The organism is Vreelandella malpeensis, assembly GCF_020622355.1.
Lineage (GTDB): Bacteria > Pseudomonadota > Gammaproteobacteria > Pseudomonadales > Halomonadaceae > Vreelandella > Vreelandella malpeensis.
In genome coordinates, this window is sequence record NZ_WHVL01000001.1 from 194293 (window position 1) to 207704 (window position 13412).

The following is a 13412-nucleotide window of genomic DNA, read 5'->3' on the forward strand; positions in this document are numbered from 1 at the left end:
CACGAGGGGAGCACGAAAGCGTCGCATTATAGTTACATTCATGTATGTATGCTAGCCTTGAACTTCGCCGAAATCTGTGTCTCGTTTCAAGTCAAGAATAACGCCACTTACTTTAGTCGAAAGACGGGACGACGTGCACGTTTTCACGCTTCGATTTCGTCGCGAGCCACAGGCGCCCCCGGGTGCATGCAGGGTGAGAGCCGATGCAGCTCGACAGGACCTTCAGGTCACGCCATGGCGCTCGCGCAGCAGTCGCCGGTAACGCTGGTAGACCACCTCGAAGTCATCGACGCGACGGGCGTCGGGCTCGGCCAGGGAGCCGGCATCGAGCTGCACGAGACGGCGGCAGAGCTCCTCGAGCGTGGTGTCCTGGTCACGCTGCTCGCACCAGGCGGCCTGAAGCGCCGCGCCCAGGGCGGCGGCATCGGTGATCTCGGGGCAGATCACCTCGATGCCGGTGATGTCGGCGACCATCTGCCGCCACACCGGGCTTTTCGCCCCGCCGCCGCTGAGCCGTACCTGGCGGGCGCCGGCAGTGAGATCGCCCAGCAGTTCCAGCCCGTAGCGCAGACCGAAGGTGGCGCCCTCCATCACCGCCCGGCACAGATTGGCCTGGGTCATGTTGGGGCTGGTCAGCCCACTGAAGTCGCCGCTCGCGCCGGGCAGCATCGGTACCCGCTCGCCGTTGAAGAACGGCAGGCACGTGACGCCCTCGGCGCCGATCGGAGCGCTGGCCACCCGCTCACTGAAGCCTGCGATGTCGAGCCCGAACAGCTCGCGTACGCGGGTAGTCGCGGAAGTGACGTTCATGGTGCAGATCAGCGGCAGCCAGCCGCCGTGGCTGGCGCAGAAGTTGGCCACCATGGCGCTGTCGCACACGACCGGGGTCGGCGAGTAGGCGCATACGGTGCCGGAAGTGCCGAGGCTCAGAGTGACGAGCCCATTGGTGATATTGCCCGTCCCGATGGCGCCGAGCATGTTGTCACCGCCGCCACTGGCGACGACCACGCCATCACCCAGGCCCAGCTCCCGGGCGATGCGCGCGCGTACGGTGCCAGCGGGCTCGCGGGGCTCGAGCAGCCGTGGCAGCACCCGGTCCGGGTCGAGCTCCGGGGCGATCAGGCCGAACACCTCGGGCTGCCAGGCGCGGGCGCGGGTATCGAAATAGCCGGTGCCCGAGGCGTCGCCGGCCTCGGTGACCCGCTCGCCGGTGAGCCAGAAATTGAGATAGTCGTGAGGCAGCAGGAGCGTAGCGATGCGCCGATAGGCATCCGGGTGGTGGGCGCGCAGCCAAGCGATCTTGGAGGCGGTGTAGCCGGTCTGCAGCACCAGGCCGAGCTTGTCGAGACACCCCACCTCGCCGCCGAGGCGCTCGACCAGCGCGGCGTTCTCCGCACTCGTCTCGGTGTCACACCAGAGCTTCGCCGGGTAGACCGGCACGCCGTCTGCGTCAAGCGCCACCATGCCGTGCTGCTGGCCGGAGACGCCGATCGCGCGCACCGCTCGGGCATCGATGTCAGCGCGCTCGATAGCCTCGAGAAAGGCGCCCTTGAAAGCGGCCAGCCACTCGGCGGGCGCCTGCTCGCGACGCCCGTCGACGCCTTCGTCCAGGCGGTGCGCCCGGCTGGCCTCACCCAAAATCCGCCCCCGCTCGACATCCACGACCACCACCTTGGTGCTCTGGGTACCGCAATCCACTCCGATATACATCAGCCCGCTCCCCGTGACCCCATCAGTGCCTCCAGTGTGGCACGAGCGCCGCGCGCGTGCAGCGATGCCAGCGCCTCGAGATAGCGCTGCAGGAAGCGGGGATCGTCGACCAGATCGCCGAACAGCTCGCGGTTCTCGACGAAGGCCTCGGGCCGGGTGCGATTGTCGCGGGCGATCGCCATCAGCGGCTCGCGCAGCGCGTCGACTACCTCAATGGGCGCGCCCTTCTCGTCCACACCCTCTGCGTAACGTGCCCAGCTGGCCACGACCGCCGCGCTCAGGGCTACGGGCCCATCACGCTCGAGCTGGTGGCGAATCACCGGCACCAGCCACTTGGGAATACGATCCGAGCTTTCGGCGCAGAGCCTGGCCAGGGTGTCCTTGATCTCGGGATTGGCGAAGCGCTCGATCAGCGTATGCTGGTAGGCATCGAGGTCGATTCCCGGTACCGGGGCGAGTGTCGGCGCGCCCTCCTCCTTCATGTAGCGCAAGAGGAAAGCGACGAACAGCGGGTCCTGGCACACCTCGTGGGCATAGCGGTAGCCGGCGAGATAGCCGAAGTAGGTCAACGCCTGGTGGCTGGCGTTCAGAAGGCGCAGCTTCATCAGCTCGAAGGGCTCGACGTCGTCGACCAGCTGCACGCCGACCGCCTCGAAGGCGGGGCGGCCGAGCGGAAAGTGATCCTCCAGCACCCACTGGGTGAAGGGTTCGCACACCACGGGCCAGGCATCCTTCACGCCGAAGCGGCTTGTCAGCTCGTCGATGTCGCCGGGCGTGGTGACCGGCGTGATGCGATCCACCATCGAATTGGGAAAGGCCACCTCGCGCGCAAGCCACTCGCCGAGTGCGGCGTCCCGCGCGGTCGCGAAGGCCGCGAACATGCGCCGGGCCACGTCGCCGTTGCCTTGGATGTTGTCGCAGGACATCACGGTGAAGGGCGCAAGGCCACGTGCCCGGCGGCGCGCCAGCGCCTCGACCACGAGCCCGAAGGTACTCGCCGGGCGCTGTGGATCGGCAAGATCGCGCTGGATGAGCGGATTGTCCAGGTTGAAGGCGCCGCTGACCGGATGGACGTTGTAGCCGCCTTCCGTTACGGTGAGCGAAACGATCCGGATGGCCGGCGCCGCCATCGCCTCGATCACTGCCTCCGGGTCTTCCGGGGCGAACAGGTAATCCACCAGACTACCGATCACACGAGGCTCGAAGGTGCCGTCGGGGTGCTTCACCACCAGCGTATAGAGATGATCCTGACACGAAAGCGCCTCCTGCATGCGCTTGTCGCCGGGCATCACGCCTACCCCGACGATGCCCCACTCCAGCCCCTCGCCCTGGTTCATCAGCGTGTCGAGGTACATCGCCTGGTGGGCGCGGTGGAAGCCACCCACGCCGATATGCACGATGCCCGCCGTCACGGCGGCGCGATCATAAGTGGGCGTCTTCACCGCCGGGTTGAGGGTCGCGAGCGTCTGGTGGGTCAACGGGGTCATGGGGCTCTCCAGGCGAAGGGGAAATAAGGAAAAGCAAAAAGGGACGATGAGGCACCGGGAATCAGGACGGCAAGACGACGCGGGCGCTCCACTGCTCGACAAGAAGGCCAAGCTCGCTCATGCGATCGATCACCCGCCAGGCGCCGGCCTCCTCGAGCCGGCGCGCCTGGTGAGCGTCATGGTGCCCGGCGCCGATGAAGCCCACCACGGTGAGCCCGGCGCCCACGGCGGCGCGCACGCCGGCCACGCTGTCCTCCACCGCCAGGCACGCCCGGGGCTCGGCGCCCAGCGCCTGTGTAGCCAGGCGGTAGAGCGCCGGGTCCGGCTTGGGGGCGCTCACCTCATCGGCACAGAACCGCGGCACATCGACGAGCGCCGCGTCGAGTCCGGTCGCCGTCAACGACGCCTCCACCCGTCGCCGGTTGCTGTTGGAGACCACCGCCTTGGGAAACGTGATCGCCTTCACCGCCGCATTTGCCCCGTCGATGGCACGAAGCTCCCGGGTCAGGCGCGCCTCGATCGCCGCATCCACTCGCGCCAAGGCATCGTCGGGCAAGGCGTGGCGGCTCTTGGTCTCGAGATGACGCAGAATGTCGGCGGTGGTCATGCCCAGTGCCTGACCAAGCTCGGTGGCCACGTCCACGTCCGGTAGCCACGCCTGGAGATGCGCATGCAGCGTCTCTTCGGCGAGGACTTCGCTATCCACCAGCACGCCATCACAGTCGAAAATCACCGCCTTCATGGGGCGGCCTGCGGCGAGACGCGGTTGTCCTGGCGGGTCAGGCTCGCCAGTGGGTGGGCCTTGAGGCTTTCGCAGGCCAGGCCCTCGGCATCGAAGAGATGTGCCCGGCTTGCATCGAAGCCGAAGCGCACCGGGTCATGCACGCGGTAGGCGACGTCGCCGTCGGCCATCAGGGTGACGAGCCCGCCGTCCGTCTCGATATAGAGCGAGGTCTGACCGCCGAGCCGCTCGAGCACCTGGATGGTGCCGCCAAGCGGCCCGGCATCGTCCAGGCGCAGGTGCTCCGGGCGAATGCCAAGTTCGAGGGTGGCAGCCTGCTGCACGCGCGAGCCGTCCACCGGCACCACGCACTGGCCACCGCCGGGTAACGTCACGCGCACGCCCTCGGCATCGAGCCCGGCGACCTCCACGGCGAAGAAGTTCATCGTCGGCGAGCCGATGAAGCCCGCCACGAAGCGGTTGCGCGGGTGGTGGTAGAGCGCCATGGGCGAGCCCACCTGCTCGACCACGCCGTCGTGGAGCACGACGATCTTGTCCGCCATGGTCATCGCCTCGATCTGGTCGTGGGTGACGTAGATCATGGTGGCGTCGAGCTCCTCGTGAAGCCTGGCGAGTTCGATGCGCATCTGCACTCTGAGCGCGGCGTCCAGGTTGGAGAGCGGCTCATCGAACAGGAAGATGCCAGGGTTGCGGACGATGGCGCGGCCGATGGCCACCCGCTGGCGCTGGCCGCCGGAGAGCGCCTTGGGCTTGCGCTCGAGCAGCGGCTCGAGCTGAAGGATCCTGGCCGCCTCCAGCACCTTGGCGCGGCGCTCGGCCTTGGGCACGCCTGCCAGGCGCATCGAGAAGCCCATGTTGTCGGCCACGCTCATGTGCGGATAGAGCGCGTAGCTCTGGAACACCATCGCAAGCCCCCGGTCGGCGGGGCCAACGTCGTTCATGCGCTGGCCGTCGATCAGGATATCGCCCTCGCTTGCGCTCTCGAGCCCCGCGATCATGCGCATCAAGGTGGACTTGCCGCAGCCGGAAGGCCCGACGAACACCACGAACTCGCGATCCTCGACGTCGAGATCGACTCCCTTGATCACCTCGGTATCGCCAAAGCGCTTGACAAGGTCGTGAAGCTGCAAAGTTGCCATTGAAAACTCCTTACTTGACGGCGCCGAAGGTCAGCCCGCGAACCATCTGTTTTTGGGTCATCCAGCCGAGGATCAGGATGGGCGCGATCGCCATGGTCGAGGCCGCCGAGAGCTTGGCCCAGAAAAGCCCCTCGGGGCTCGAGAACGAGGCGATGTAGGCGGTCAGGGGGGCCGCTTTTGACGAGGTCAGGTTGAGGCTCCAGAACGCCTCGTTCCAGCTCAGAATGACCGACAAGAGCCCGGTGGAGGCGATACCAGGCAGGGTCAGCGGCAGGAGCAGGTACCACACTTCCTGAAACGTCGAGGCACCGTCCATCCGCCCCGCTTCGAGGATGTCCTTGGGCATGTCCTTGAAGAAGGTGTAAAGCATCCAGACCACGATGGGCAGGTTCATCAGGGTATAGACGAGGATCAGCCCGGTGCGGGTATCGAGAAGCCCGACGTCGCGAAAGATCAGGTAGATCGGTACCAGCACGCCAACCGGCGGCAGCATCTTGGTCGAGAGCATCCACAAGAGCGTCCCCTTGGTGCGCTTGGTGGGCAGAAACGCCATGGCGTAGGCCGAGGGGATGGCGATTAGAAGCGCCAGCAGAGTGGAGCCGAAGGCCACCGCGACGCTGTTGATCGCGAAGCGCGCATAGCCCGAGCGCGCCTGCACCGCCTGATAGCTTTCGAGCGTGGGTGAAAAGATGAAGCTCGGGTCGGCGATGGCCGCGGTCTCGGTCTTGAAGCCGGTGAGCACCATCCACAGGATGGGAAAGAAGATGACGAAGGCAACGGACCAGGCCAGCAGCGTCAGCAGCAGCTGCTTGACCGGCAAGGCGTGCCTGGATGCCATGGGTTGGCGCGACATTGACATGGGTGTGCTCCTCGAACGCCCTACTCTTCCAGATTTCGGGCGACCATGCGAACCAGAAAGATCGCCACGATGTTGGCCAGGATGATGGCCACGACGCCACCAGCGGAAGCCACGCCGACGTCGAAATCGAGCAGCGCGCGAATGTAGATCAGATACGCCAGGTTGGTGGTGGCGAGCCCCGGCCCGCCGGAGGTGGTGACGAAAATCTCGGCGAAGATCGTCAGCAGGAAGATCATCTCGATCATGATCACCACGCTGATCGCTCGCTTGAGGTGCGGCAGCGTGATGAAAAAGAAGATCGCCAGCGGCCCCGCGCCATCCATGCGCGCCGCCTCCACCTGGTCCTCGTCCAGCGACTGTAGCGCGGTGAGCAGGATGAGAAGCGCAAAGGGCAGCCATTGCCAGGAGACGATGATCACGATCGAGGTCAGCGGGAAGTTGGAGAACCAGTCGATGGCGGGCAGGCCCAGCGACTGAAAGAGCCAGGCCAGCACCCCGCTTCCCGGATGCATCATCATGTTCTTCCACACCAAGGCGCTTACCGTGGGCATGACGAAGAACGGCGAGATCGCCAGCACCCGGGCAATTCCTCGGCCCGGAAACTCCTGCTGGAACAGCACCGCCAGGAGCGTGCCGCCCACCACGGTGATGGCCAGCACCCAGCCGACCAGCAGCAGCGTATTACCCATGGCGACCCACAGGGCGGGGTCGGTGAGCAGGTATTCGTAGTTCTCGAACCCGGCGAAGCCGGTCATGCCCGGCATCAGGAGGTTGTATCGCTGCAGGGAGAACCAGAGGGTCATCCCCAGCGGTATCAGCATCCATAAAAGCAGTAGGGTCACGGCGGGGGCCTGCAGCGACAGAGCCCTCAATCCGCCCACCTGGCGACCCGACGCGCGTGTTCTAGTCATGGCAATGTCCACGAAAGCAGTCGTGCTGGAAAAAGTCGTGCTGGAAAATAGCAGGAAGAATACTCGCCCGCCGGTAGCGGGCGAGCGTTGCGTCAGTCGTTGTAACCGGCGCGCTGCATGGTGCGCTCGGTGGCGCGCTGGGCGCTATCGAGGGCCTGCTCCACGCTGGTGTCACCGGTGAGCGCAGCGGCGATGCTCTGGCCGACCTGGGTACCGATGGCCTGGAACTCCGGAATGTTGACGATCTGCACGCCGGTATAGGGGTTGGGCTCGAGGGTCGAGTCGGTGGGGTCGGCGTTCTCGATGGCCTCGAGCACGAAGCCTGCGAAGGGCGCAGCCTGCTGGTACTGCTCGTTGGCGTAGGTCGATTCGCGCGTGCCGGGGGGGACGCTGGTCCAGCCGTGGGTTTCGCCCACAAGCTCGATGTACTCCTTGGAGGTGGCCCAGGTGATGAAGGTCTGGGCGGCCTCCTTCTGCTCCGAGGAGGCAGGAATCGCCAGCGCCCAGGTCCACAGCCAGTGCGAGCCCTTGGGCGTCTCGGCGATCGGCGCCCGCGCGAAACCGAGGCTCTCGGCGACGCTTGACTCATCCGGATCGAACAATTTACCGGCGGCGGAGGTGGCATCGACCCACATGGCGCAGTTGCCGCGGGCGAACAGCGCCAGGTTCTCGTTGAAACCATTGGAGCTGGCCCCGGGCGGGCCGTAATTGCCGAGCAGATCCACGTAGAAGGCGATGGCGTCCTGCCAGGGCTTCGAGTCGAGCTCGGGGTTCCACTGTTCGTCGAACCAGCGCCCGCCGTAAGTGTTGACCAGGGTGGTCACGAAAGCCATGTTCTCGCCCCAGCCGGGCTTGCCGCGCAGACAGATCCCCGCCAGGCCCTCTTCGCTGCCGTGGAGCGTCTCGGCCCATTGGCGCACCTCATCCCAGGTGGGCTGCTCGGACATCTCGATGCCGGCCTGCTCGAACAGGTCGGTCCGGTAGTACATCATCGAGCTCTCGGCGTAAAACGGCAGCGCATAGGGCGTGCCGTCGAGACTCAGCCCGTCGCGCACCGAGCCCAGCAGATCATCGACGTCGTAGTCGTCGGACAGGTCGTCGAGCGGGGTCAGCCACTCGCGCTCGGCCCAGATCGGCGCTTCATAAGCGCCGATGGTCATGACGTCGAACTGTCCGCCGCCGGTAGCGATATCCGTGGTCATGCGCTGGCGCAGCACGTTCTCCTCGAGCACCACCCAGTCGAGCGAGATGTCCGGATATGCCGCCTGAAACTCGTCGGTCAGACTCTGCATGATGACCATGTCGTTGTTGTTGACGGTCGCCACGGTAATAGTGGTCTGGGCCTGAGCCTGACTCGCCAGGGCGATGGCACCCGCCAGCGCGCCGAGAGGTAGATGACGTGCGAAACGCATGCGGCACTCCTTCGAGAGTTGGTCTTGTTATCGTGTTGAGCATTTTGATCATTGGACGAGCAAATGATCGTATGCGAGGCAAAAAAAAGCAAAGCCCGCAGGCTTAGACTTTACGCTAAGGCGACCGTATTGCCGCAAAAGGCGCCCATGCCCTAGCGCGCGGCGAGTATCCAACGGGCGGCAACCTCATCGGTGATCAACCCCTTGAGCCAGCCGCCACGAAGCGCCGCCAAGATCGCTGGCGCCTTGTCGCGCCCCCCGGCGATGCCCACCATCAGCTGGTCACCAAAGCGCGACAGCGGCAGGCTCGTCACCCGCTGGGTGAGCGAGCACTCGATCGGCGCGCCGTGGCTGTCGAGCGGCCAGCCCAGCAGTTCGCCGACGGCTTCCAGACGCAGGAGCTCGTCGAGTTCGGCATCATTGATGAAGTGATCCTGGTATAGCGTGGCCTGGGCGTCGATGCGCCCGATGCCGATTAACGCCGCCCTGGACGCCGCCGCCACGTCGGCGATCGCCTTGAACAGTCGCTGGGAAAGCATCGCCTGGCGCTCCGCCACGGATTCGGCGACCACCGGCGCCGGCAGCAAAAAGCGCTCGCCGCCGGTCTTGTCGGCCAGTGCCATCACCGCGTCGAAGCGGTTGGAGGAGCCGTCGCGGGCGACGTTGCCGATCAGCGAGACGAAGCGGTGCTGGGGGCGCTCCACCCGGTCCAGCGCCTCCACCGCCGCGCGTACCGAGCGTCCGGAACCCAGCGACAGCGTCAAGGGTTCGCTGCGCTCGACATACTGCGCCAACCGCTTGGCGCCGGCCACCGCGAGGTAACGGGCGGCGTCTTCCGGCGCATCGGCATTCGCCGGCACCACGTCGCAGTAGCGCAGCTCGAAGCGTTCGGCCAGCGCGTGACCGAGTGCCACGCAGGTGGCGATCGGGTGGTCGATGTGCACCTTCACCACGCCCTCCTGACGGGCCAGGGCCAGAAGACGCTGCACGCCGGGGCGCGACACGCCAAGCTGCCCCGCGATCTCGTCCTGAGTGAGTCCGCCGACGTAGGAGAGCCAGGCCGCGCGGGCGGCCTGATCCAGCTTCAATTCGAATTTATCCATCGCTCAACTCGCTCGTTACCTTGACCGTACCTGCCTTCGCGAAGGTTCGAACTAGGCGCTGCCGAAGTAGCGCTCGCGATCCTCCGGGGTGATGGTGCTCATGTGCAGCGAGAAACGTCCCGTCCGGCGATCCTCGAAGAAGTGCGCGAGGGTGCGCTCGATGGTGGGAAAGGCGAGCGCGTCCCAAGGGATGTCGCGCTCATCGAACAACGCGACCTCGAGGCTTTCCACGCCCGGGGCGAAATCGCCGCGCAGCTCGGCGAGAAAGATCATGTAGACTTGATTGATGTGTGGCAGATCGATCAGGGTGTAGAGCTCCTTGAGTTCGACGCTCGCCGTGGCCTCCTCCCAGGTTTCGCGAAGGCCGGCCTCGCGGGTGGTTTCGGCGTTCTCCATGTAACCGGCGGGAAGCGTCCAGTAACCCTTGCGTGGGGCGATCGCGCGGCGACACAGCAGCACCTTGTCACCCAGCACCGGGAGCGTACCGGCCACGATGCGCGGGTTCTGGTAATGGATGGTACCGCAGGCATCGCACAGGTAGCGCGGACGATCGTCGCCCTCGGGCACGGCAAGGCGGACTTTTTCACCGCACTGGCTACAGAAATTCATAGGGTATCTCGACGGCTGAAGAGGTGACGTTTCGCTTGATGCCGATCACGAGGCTCAATACGAGAGCAACATCGATGGACACGCCATGTTAGAGAATCTGCGCAAAGCGCTGCAACACCACCGGCCAAAAGAGCAGAGCCACGCCAAGCTCCTGCAGGCGGCGGTGCTGCTTCCCATCGTCGCTCACCCCGAGCCTACGCTGCTGTTCACCCGCCGGGCCAGCCATTTGTCGACCCACAGTGGCCAGGTGGCTTTCCCCGGCGGCAAGCGCGAACCCGTCGACCGCGACCTCTACGCCACCGCGCTGCGTGAAGCCGAGGAAGAGATCGGCCTTGAGCCGGATAAGGTGGAGCGCATCGGCCGGCTGTCGGAAGTGGTCTCGCTGCACGGGCTCTGCGTCACCCCCTGGGTGGGCATCATCGCGCCGGGGCTCGATCTTGTGCCGGACCCCGGCGAGATCGATAGCATCTTCGAGGTGCCCTTGAGTCACTTTCTCGAGGACAGGCGCGTGCATACCGATGTCATCACCGTGGATGGCGTGGCCCACTACGTCCCCAGCTACCAGGTCGACGATCACGTGATCTGGGGGCTTTCCGCCATGATGCTGGTGGAACTTCTGGCCAAGGGGTTCGGCATGGCGATCGACCTGCATGAGCGCCCTACCGGCAAACTCAAGCACCACCCGGCGCGCTCGGTACGCCGGGGCAAGGGCGCCATCGACGAGGTCCCGGCGGCCCGGAGGGAGCGATGAGCATTTCACCCATGTCACCGGAAGACGCCCTGGCGCCTGGAACCCATATCGAGCTGATCGATGCGCTGGTCGAGCAGGGCTGGTACGTGGGCGAAAAGGTGATCGCCCCAGCGCTCTGCGACGCCCTTCACCAAGAGCTCGCCATGCTCAAGGAGGTCGAGGCGCTCGAGGAGGCGGGCATCGGTCGCGGCCGCGAGCACCTGCTGCGCAAGGACATTCGCGGCGACGCCATCCATTGGCTGAACCAGGAAAGCGAGGCGCAGCGCCTGTACCTGGAGGCCATGCGACGCCTGCAGGCGTCGCTCAACCAGACGCTCTTCCTGGGGCTTTTCGAGTACGAGGCGCACTTTGCCCACTACCCCGCCGGCGCCTTCTACAAGCGCCATCTGGACAGCTTTCGCGGCCGGTCCAACCGCGTGGTCTCGACGGTGGGGTACCTCACCCCGGACTGGCCCTTTGATGGCGGCGGCGAGATGGTGATCTACGCAGCCGATGACGCCGAACGCGAGCTCGCTCGGGTCGTGCCAAACGCCGGCACCTTCGCCTGCTTTCTCTCCGAGAGCGTACCGCACGAAGTGCTTCCCACTCGCTATCCACGCAGCAGCATCGCCGGCTGGTTCCGGCGTAACGCCTCCTTGGGAGGCGTGCTCGACCCGGCACGTTAACCTCGATCAAGCCAAACACCTATCATGATGTTTTTGCACCATGATGGGCTCCAGCAACGAGAACACGTGCACCGACGGGTTGCAAAGCTACTCACAGCGTCTACCTTGAGAAGTGTCCCGGCGCAAAACGCCCACGACATGGTCGACGCCCTAGCGGCGACTTATCGAGAGCGAAAAGATTTCGCTTTTCATAGGGTTGCAAGGACGGATTGCAAAGACCAAGAAATTGCAGAGAGCAAGTCGCAGCATGTGGTCTTCGACCACCAGGAGCAATGGCCAGGCACTGCCGAACAAAGCGATACGCCAGTCGGCTGGCTATTTGAAAGTTTAGGTTAAGGCGTCGATACGCCCTGCCTTACTACCAACGCAAGGAGCAATGGCAATGAAAATGATCAAACCGGCTTTTCTGGGTACATTGATGGTTCCGGCAGTGATGTTCGCAGCGGCTGCGGCCAACGCGCAGACGGGCACCGTAGGTGAAGCCACCTACCTGACCACGCCGCCGGCAGGCACGTTCCATGCCGACTCCCTGACCGGCAATCAGGTCAAGAGCACTGTTGAAGACGATGAGGATATCGGCACCATCAACGACCTCATCATCGACGAAGACGGTCAGATTCAAGCAGTGGTAGTAGGCGTAGGCGGCTTCCTCGGCATGGGCGAGAAAAATGTTGCCATCGAGTGGGATTCCCTCGAACTGGCCCATGACAACGACGACGACGAGTACGTCATCCGTGTCAATGCCTCTCAGGATGCGCTCGAAGAAGCCGAAGAGTATGATCGCGACGGCGACCGTGACACCATGAACGATGACGCCACCATGGATAATGACGCCACCATGGAAAATGATGGCATGGATGACACCAACGACAACAACATGGGCTAATTCCATGTGATAGTGTCGTGAAAAACCCCGGTTCGCCGGGGTTTTTTATTGCCTGCGCGTTGCCTTTACTGCCGCACCTCGAGCAAGGCATCACGATCAGGTGTCTTTAAGTCTTCCCAGTGTTTCTCCCAGCGTGATCGTGTAGCCCAGATCGACTACCGCCGTTGCGGCAGCCGAGTCACCGCTCTGGATACGCTCGATCAGCGCGCGGGCCGCGGTCTCGCCGATCGCCCGGCGCGGCGTGATGACACTGGCAAGTCTCGGCGTCATCGCCTGCCCCACATCGTGGCCATGAAAACCCGCCAGCGCCATTGACTCGGGAACGCGTATGGCCTGACGCAGGCACTCGTAGTAAGCGCCTATCGCCACGTCGTCGTTGGTACAGAAGAGACCATCGGCCTCGGGATGATCGCGTATCACGTTCTGCATCAGGGCCGCCCCCACGCTGTAGGAGGAACGCAGCGGGCTTTGTAGCGTGGTCGGTTTGAGCCCGTGACGCACCATCGCGCGCTCGTACCCTTTTCCCCGCTGGCGGGTACGTTCGTCCAGACGCACGGCCAGATAGAGGATGTGTCGACGTCCGCCGCGAATCATTGCGCTGACCATATCGTCGGCGGCCTGGACGTTATCGTAGCCGACCGATTGCTGGAGCGGGCGTCGGTGCGTATCCATGATCTCGATGACGGGGATGCCGGCCGTTTCCAGCATGCGCAAGCTGCGGGGCGTATGTTCGTGGTCGGCGAGAATCACGCCATCGATGTTGTAGGAGAGGAGCGACGCGAGGCTGCGCTCCTCAAGCTCAGGACTGTAGCCATAGTGGGACAGCATCAGGTGGAAGCCCGCCGGCTCGGTCAGGGTCTCGATGCCGAGAATGACATCGGCGAACACCTGGTTGGTCAGCGAGGGCACGAGCACGCCGATGGAGCGACTTTTCGCCCTAGACAGAAGCTCCGGGGCGCGGTTGGGAATGTAGCCCACCTGCTCGGCCACGCTGAAAATACGCGCGCGAAGCTCTTCCGATACGGTCTGTGGATCGCGCAGACAGCGGCTGACGGTCATTTTCGTCGCGCCGACACGCTCGGCGATGTCCTGTAGGGTGGGACGTCTTTTCTTCACGGATCATGGGCCCTTCGATCAA

At 64.6% G+C, this 13412-nt stretch carries 13 protein-coding genes; 3 read left to right on the forward strand and 10 right to left on the reverse strand.

The features are described 5' to 3' along the window. Positions 1–222: 222 nt before the first annotated feature. The 9 genes from xylB to GEV37_RS00915 form a co-directional block, all read right to left on the reverse strand. A complete protein-coding gene (xylB, locus tag GEV37_RS00875; protein WP_227388282.1) occupies positions 223–1710 on the reverse strand; it encodes a xylulokinase in 1488 nt (495 codons plus the stop codon). After that, on the reverse strand, positions 1710–3197 hold the full coding sequence (locus GEV37_RS00880; RefSeq protein WP_227388283.1) for a mannitol dehydrogenase family protein: 1488 nt from the start codon (positions 3195–3197) through the stop codon (positions 1710–1712). The genes xylB and GEV37_RS00880 overlap by 1 nt, the downstream gene beginning before the upstream one ends. A 61-nt stretch (positions 3198–3258) precedes the next feature. Next, positions 3259–3939, reverse strand: coding sequence for an HAD family hydrolase (locus tag GEV37_RS00885; protein WP_227388284.1), 681 nt, complete (start codon positions 3937–3939; stop codon positions 3259–3261). Further along, positions 3936–5078 carry an ABC transporter ATP-binding protein gene (locus GEV37_RS00890; protein ID WP_227388285.1) on the reverse strand — a complete coding sequence of 381 codons (1143 nt, stop codon included), beginning with the start codon at positions 5076–5078 and terminating at the stop codon, positions 3936–3938. The genes GEV37_RS00885 and GEV37_RS00890 overlap by 4 nt, the downstream gene beginning before the upstream one ends. Positions 5079–5088: 10 nt before the next feature. Beyond that, positions 5089–5931: a carbohydrate ABC transporter permease gene (locus tag GEV37_RS00895; protein WP_386111255.1), complete on the reverse strand. Its 843-nt coding sequence runs from the start codon at positions 5929–5931 to the stop codon at positions 5089–5091. A 26-nt stretch (positions 5932–5957) separates the two neighbouring features. Next, complete coding sequence (locus GEV37_RS00900; RefSeq protein ID WP_227388287.1) at positions 5958–6848, reverse strand: carbohydrate ABC transporter permease; 891 nt, start codon at positions 6846–6848, stop codon at positions 5958–5960. 92 nt (positions 6849–6940) lie between these two features. Then, positions 6941–8260 carry an ABC transporter substrate-binding protein gene (locus GEV37_RS00905; RefSeq protein ID WP_227388288.1) on the reverse strand — a complete coding sequence of 440 codons (1320 nt, stop codon included), beginning with the start codon at positions 8258–8260 and terminating at the stop codon, positions 6941–6943. 152 nt (positions 8261–8412) lie between these two features. After that, positions 8413–9363, reverse strand: coding sequence for a sugar-binding transcriptional regulator (locus GEV37_RS00910; protein ID WP_227388289.1), 951 nt, complete (start codon positions 9361–9363; stop codon positions 8413–8415). 51 nt (positions 9364–9414) lie between these two features. Then, positions 9415–9972, reverse strand: a complete 558-nt coding sequence (locus GEV37_RS00915; protein ID WP_227388290.1) for an NUDIX hydrolase — start codon at positions 9970–9972, stop codon at positions 9415–9417. Between the two features lie 85 nt (positions 9973–10057). Here GEV37_RS00915 and GEV37_RS00920 point away from each other — a divergent pair, with 85 nt between their 5' ends. The 3 genes from GEV37_RS00920 (at position 10058) to GEV37_RS00930 (ending at position 12274) form a co-directional block, all read left to right on the forward strand. Continuing rightward, the gene (locus GEV37_RS00920) at positions 10058–10723 is read left to right on the forward strand and encodes a CoA pyrophosphatase (RefSeq protein WP_227388291.1); all 666 of its coding nucleotides are present in this window, start codon (positions 10058–10060) and stop codon (positions 10721–10723) included. Further along, positions 10720–11388, forward strand: coding sequence for a 2OG-Fe(II) oxygenase (locus tag GEV37_RS00925; protein WP_227388292.1), 669 nt, complete (start codon positions 10720–10722; stop codon positions 11386–11388). Before GEV37_RS00920 ends, GEV37_RS00925 begins: the two co-directional genes overlap by 4 nt. 382 nt (positions 11389–11770) lie before the next feature. Further along, on the forward strand, positions 11771–12274 hold the full coding sequence (locus GEV37_RS00930) for a PRC-barrel domain-containing protein (RefSeq protein WP_227388293.1): 504 nt from the start codon (positions 11771–11773) through the stop codon (positions 12272–12274). 96 nt (positions 12275–12370) lie between these two features. On the opposite strand, the gene GEV37_RS00935 is transcribed toward GEV37_RS00930, so the two are convergent. Further along, entirely contained in the window at positions 12371–13390 is a 1020-nt protein-coding gene (locus tag GEV37_RS00935) for a substrate-binding domain-containing protein (protein WP_227388294.1), read from the reverse strand. Positions 13391–13412: the final 22 nt, after the last annotated feature.

What these genes read in the sequence shown, in the direction of transcription:
- GEV37_RS00910 (WP_227388289.1), bottom strand. Translation starts at nt 9,363, where the DNA reads ATGGATAAATTCGAATTGAAGCTGGATCAGGCCGCCCGCGCGGCCTGG.
- GEV37_RS00930 (WP_227388293.1), top strand. Translation starts at nt 11,771, where the DNA reads ATGAAAATGATCAAACCGGCTTTTCTGGGTACATTGATGGTTCCGGCA.
- GEV37_RS00895 (WP_386111255.1), bottom strand. Translation starts at nt 5,931, where the DNA reads ATGTCGCGCCAACCCATGGCATCCAGGCACGCCTTGCCGGTCAAGCAG.
- GEV37_RS00915 (WP_227388290.1), bottom strand. Translation starts at nt 9,972, where the DNA reads ATGAATTTCTGTAGCCAGTGCGGTGAAAAAGTCCGCCTTGCCGTGCCC.
- GEV37_RS00905 (WP_227388288.1), bottom strand. Translation starts at nt 8,260, where the DNA reads ATGCGTTTCGCACGTCATCTACCTCTCGGCGCGCTGGCGGGTGCCATC.
- GEV37_RS00920 (WP_227388291.1), top strand. Translation starts at nt 10,058, where the DNA reads ATGTTAGAGAATCTGCGCAAAGCGCTGCAACACCACCGGCCAAAAGAG.
- GEV37_RS00925 (WP_227388292.1), top strand. Translation starts at nt 10,720, where the DNA reads ATGAGCATTTCACCCATGTCACCGGAAGACGCCCTGGCGCCTGGAACC.
- GEV37_RS00890 (WP_227388285.1), bottom strand. Translation starts at nt 5,078, where the DNA reads ATGGCAACTTTGCAGCTTCACGACCTTGTCAAGCGCTTTGGCGATACC.
- GEV37_RS00885 (WP_227388284.1), bottom strand. Translation starts at nt 3,939, where the DNA reads ATGAAGGCGGTGATTTTCGACTGTGATGGCGTGCTGGTGGATAGCGAA.
- xylB (WP_227388282.1), bottom strand. Translation starts at nt 1,710, where the DNA reads ATGTATATCGGAGTGGATTGCGGTACCCAGAGCACCAAGGTGGTGGTC.
- GEV37_RS00900 (WP_227388287.1), bottom strand. Translation starts at nt 6,848, where the DNA reads ATGACTAGAACACGCGCGTCGGGTCGCCAGGTGGGCGGATTGAGGGCT.
- GEV37_RS00880 (WP_227388283.1), bottom strand. Translation starts at nt 3,197, where the DNA reads ATGACCCCGTTGACCCACCAGACGCTCGCGACCCTCAACCCGGCGGTG.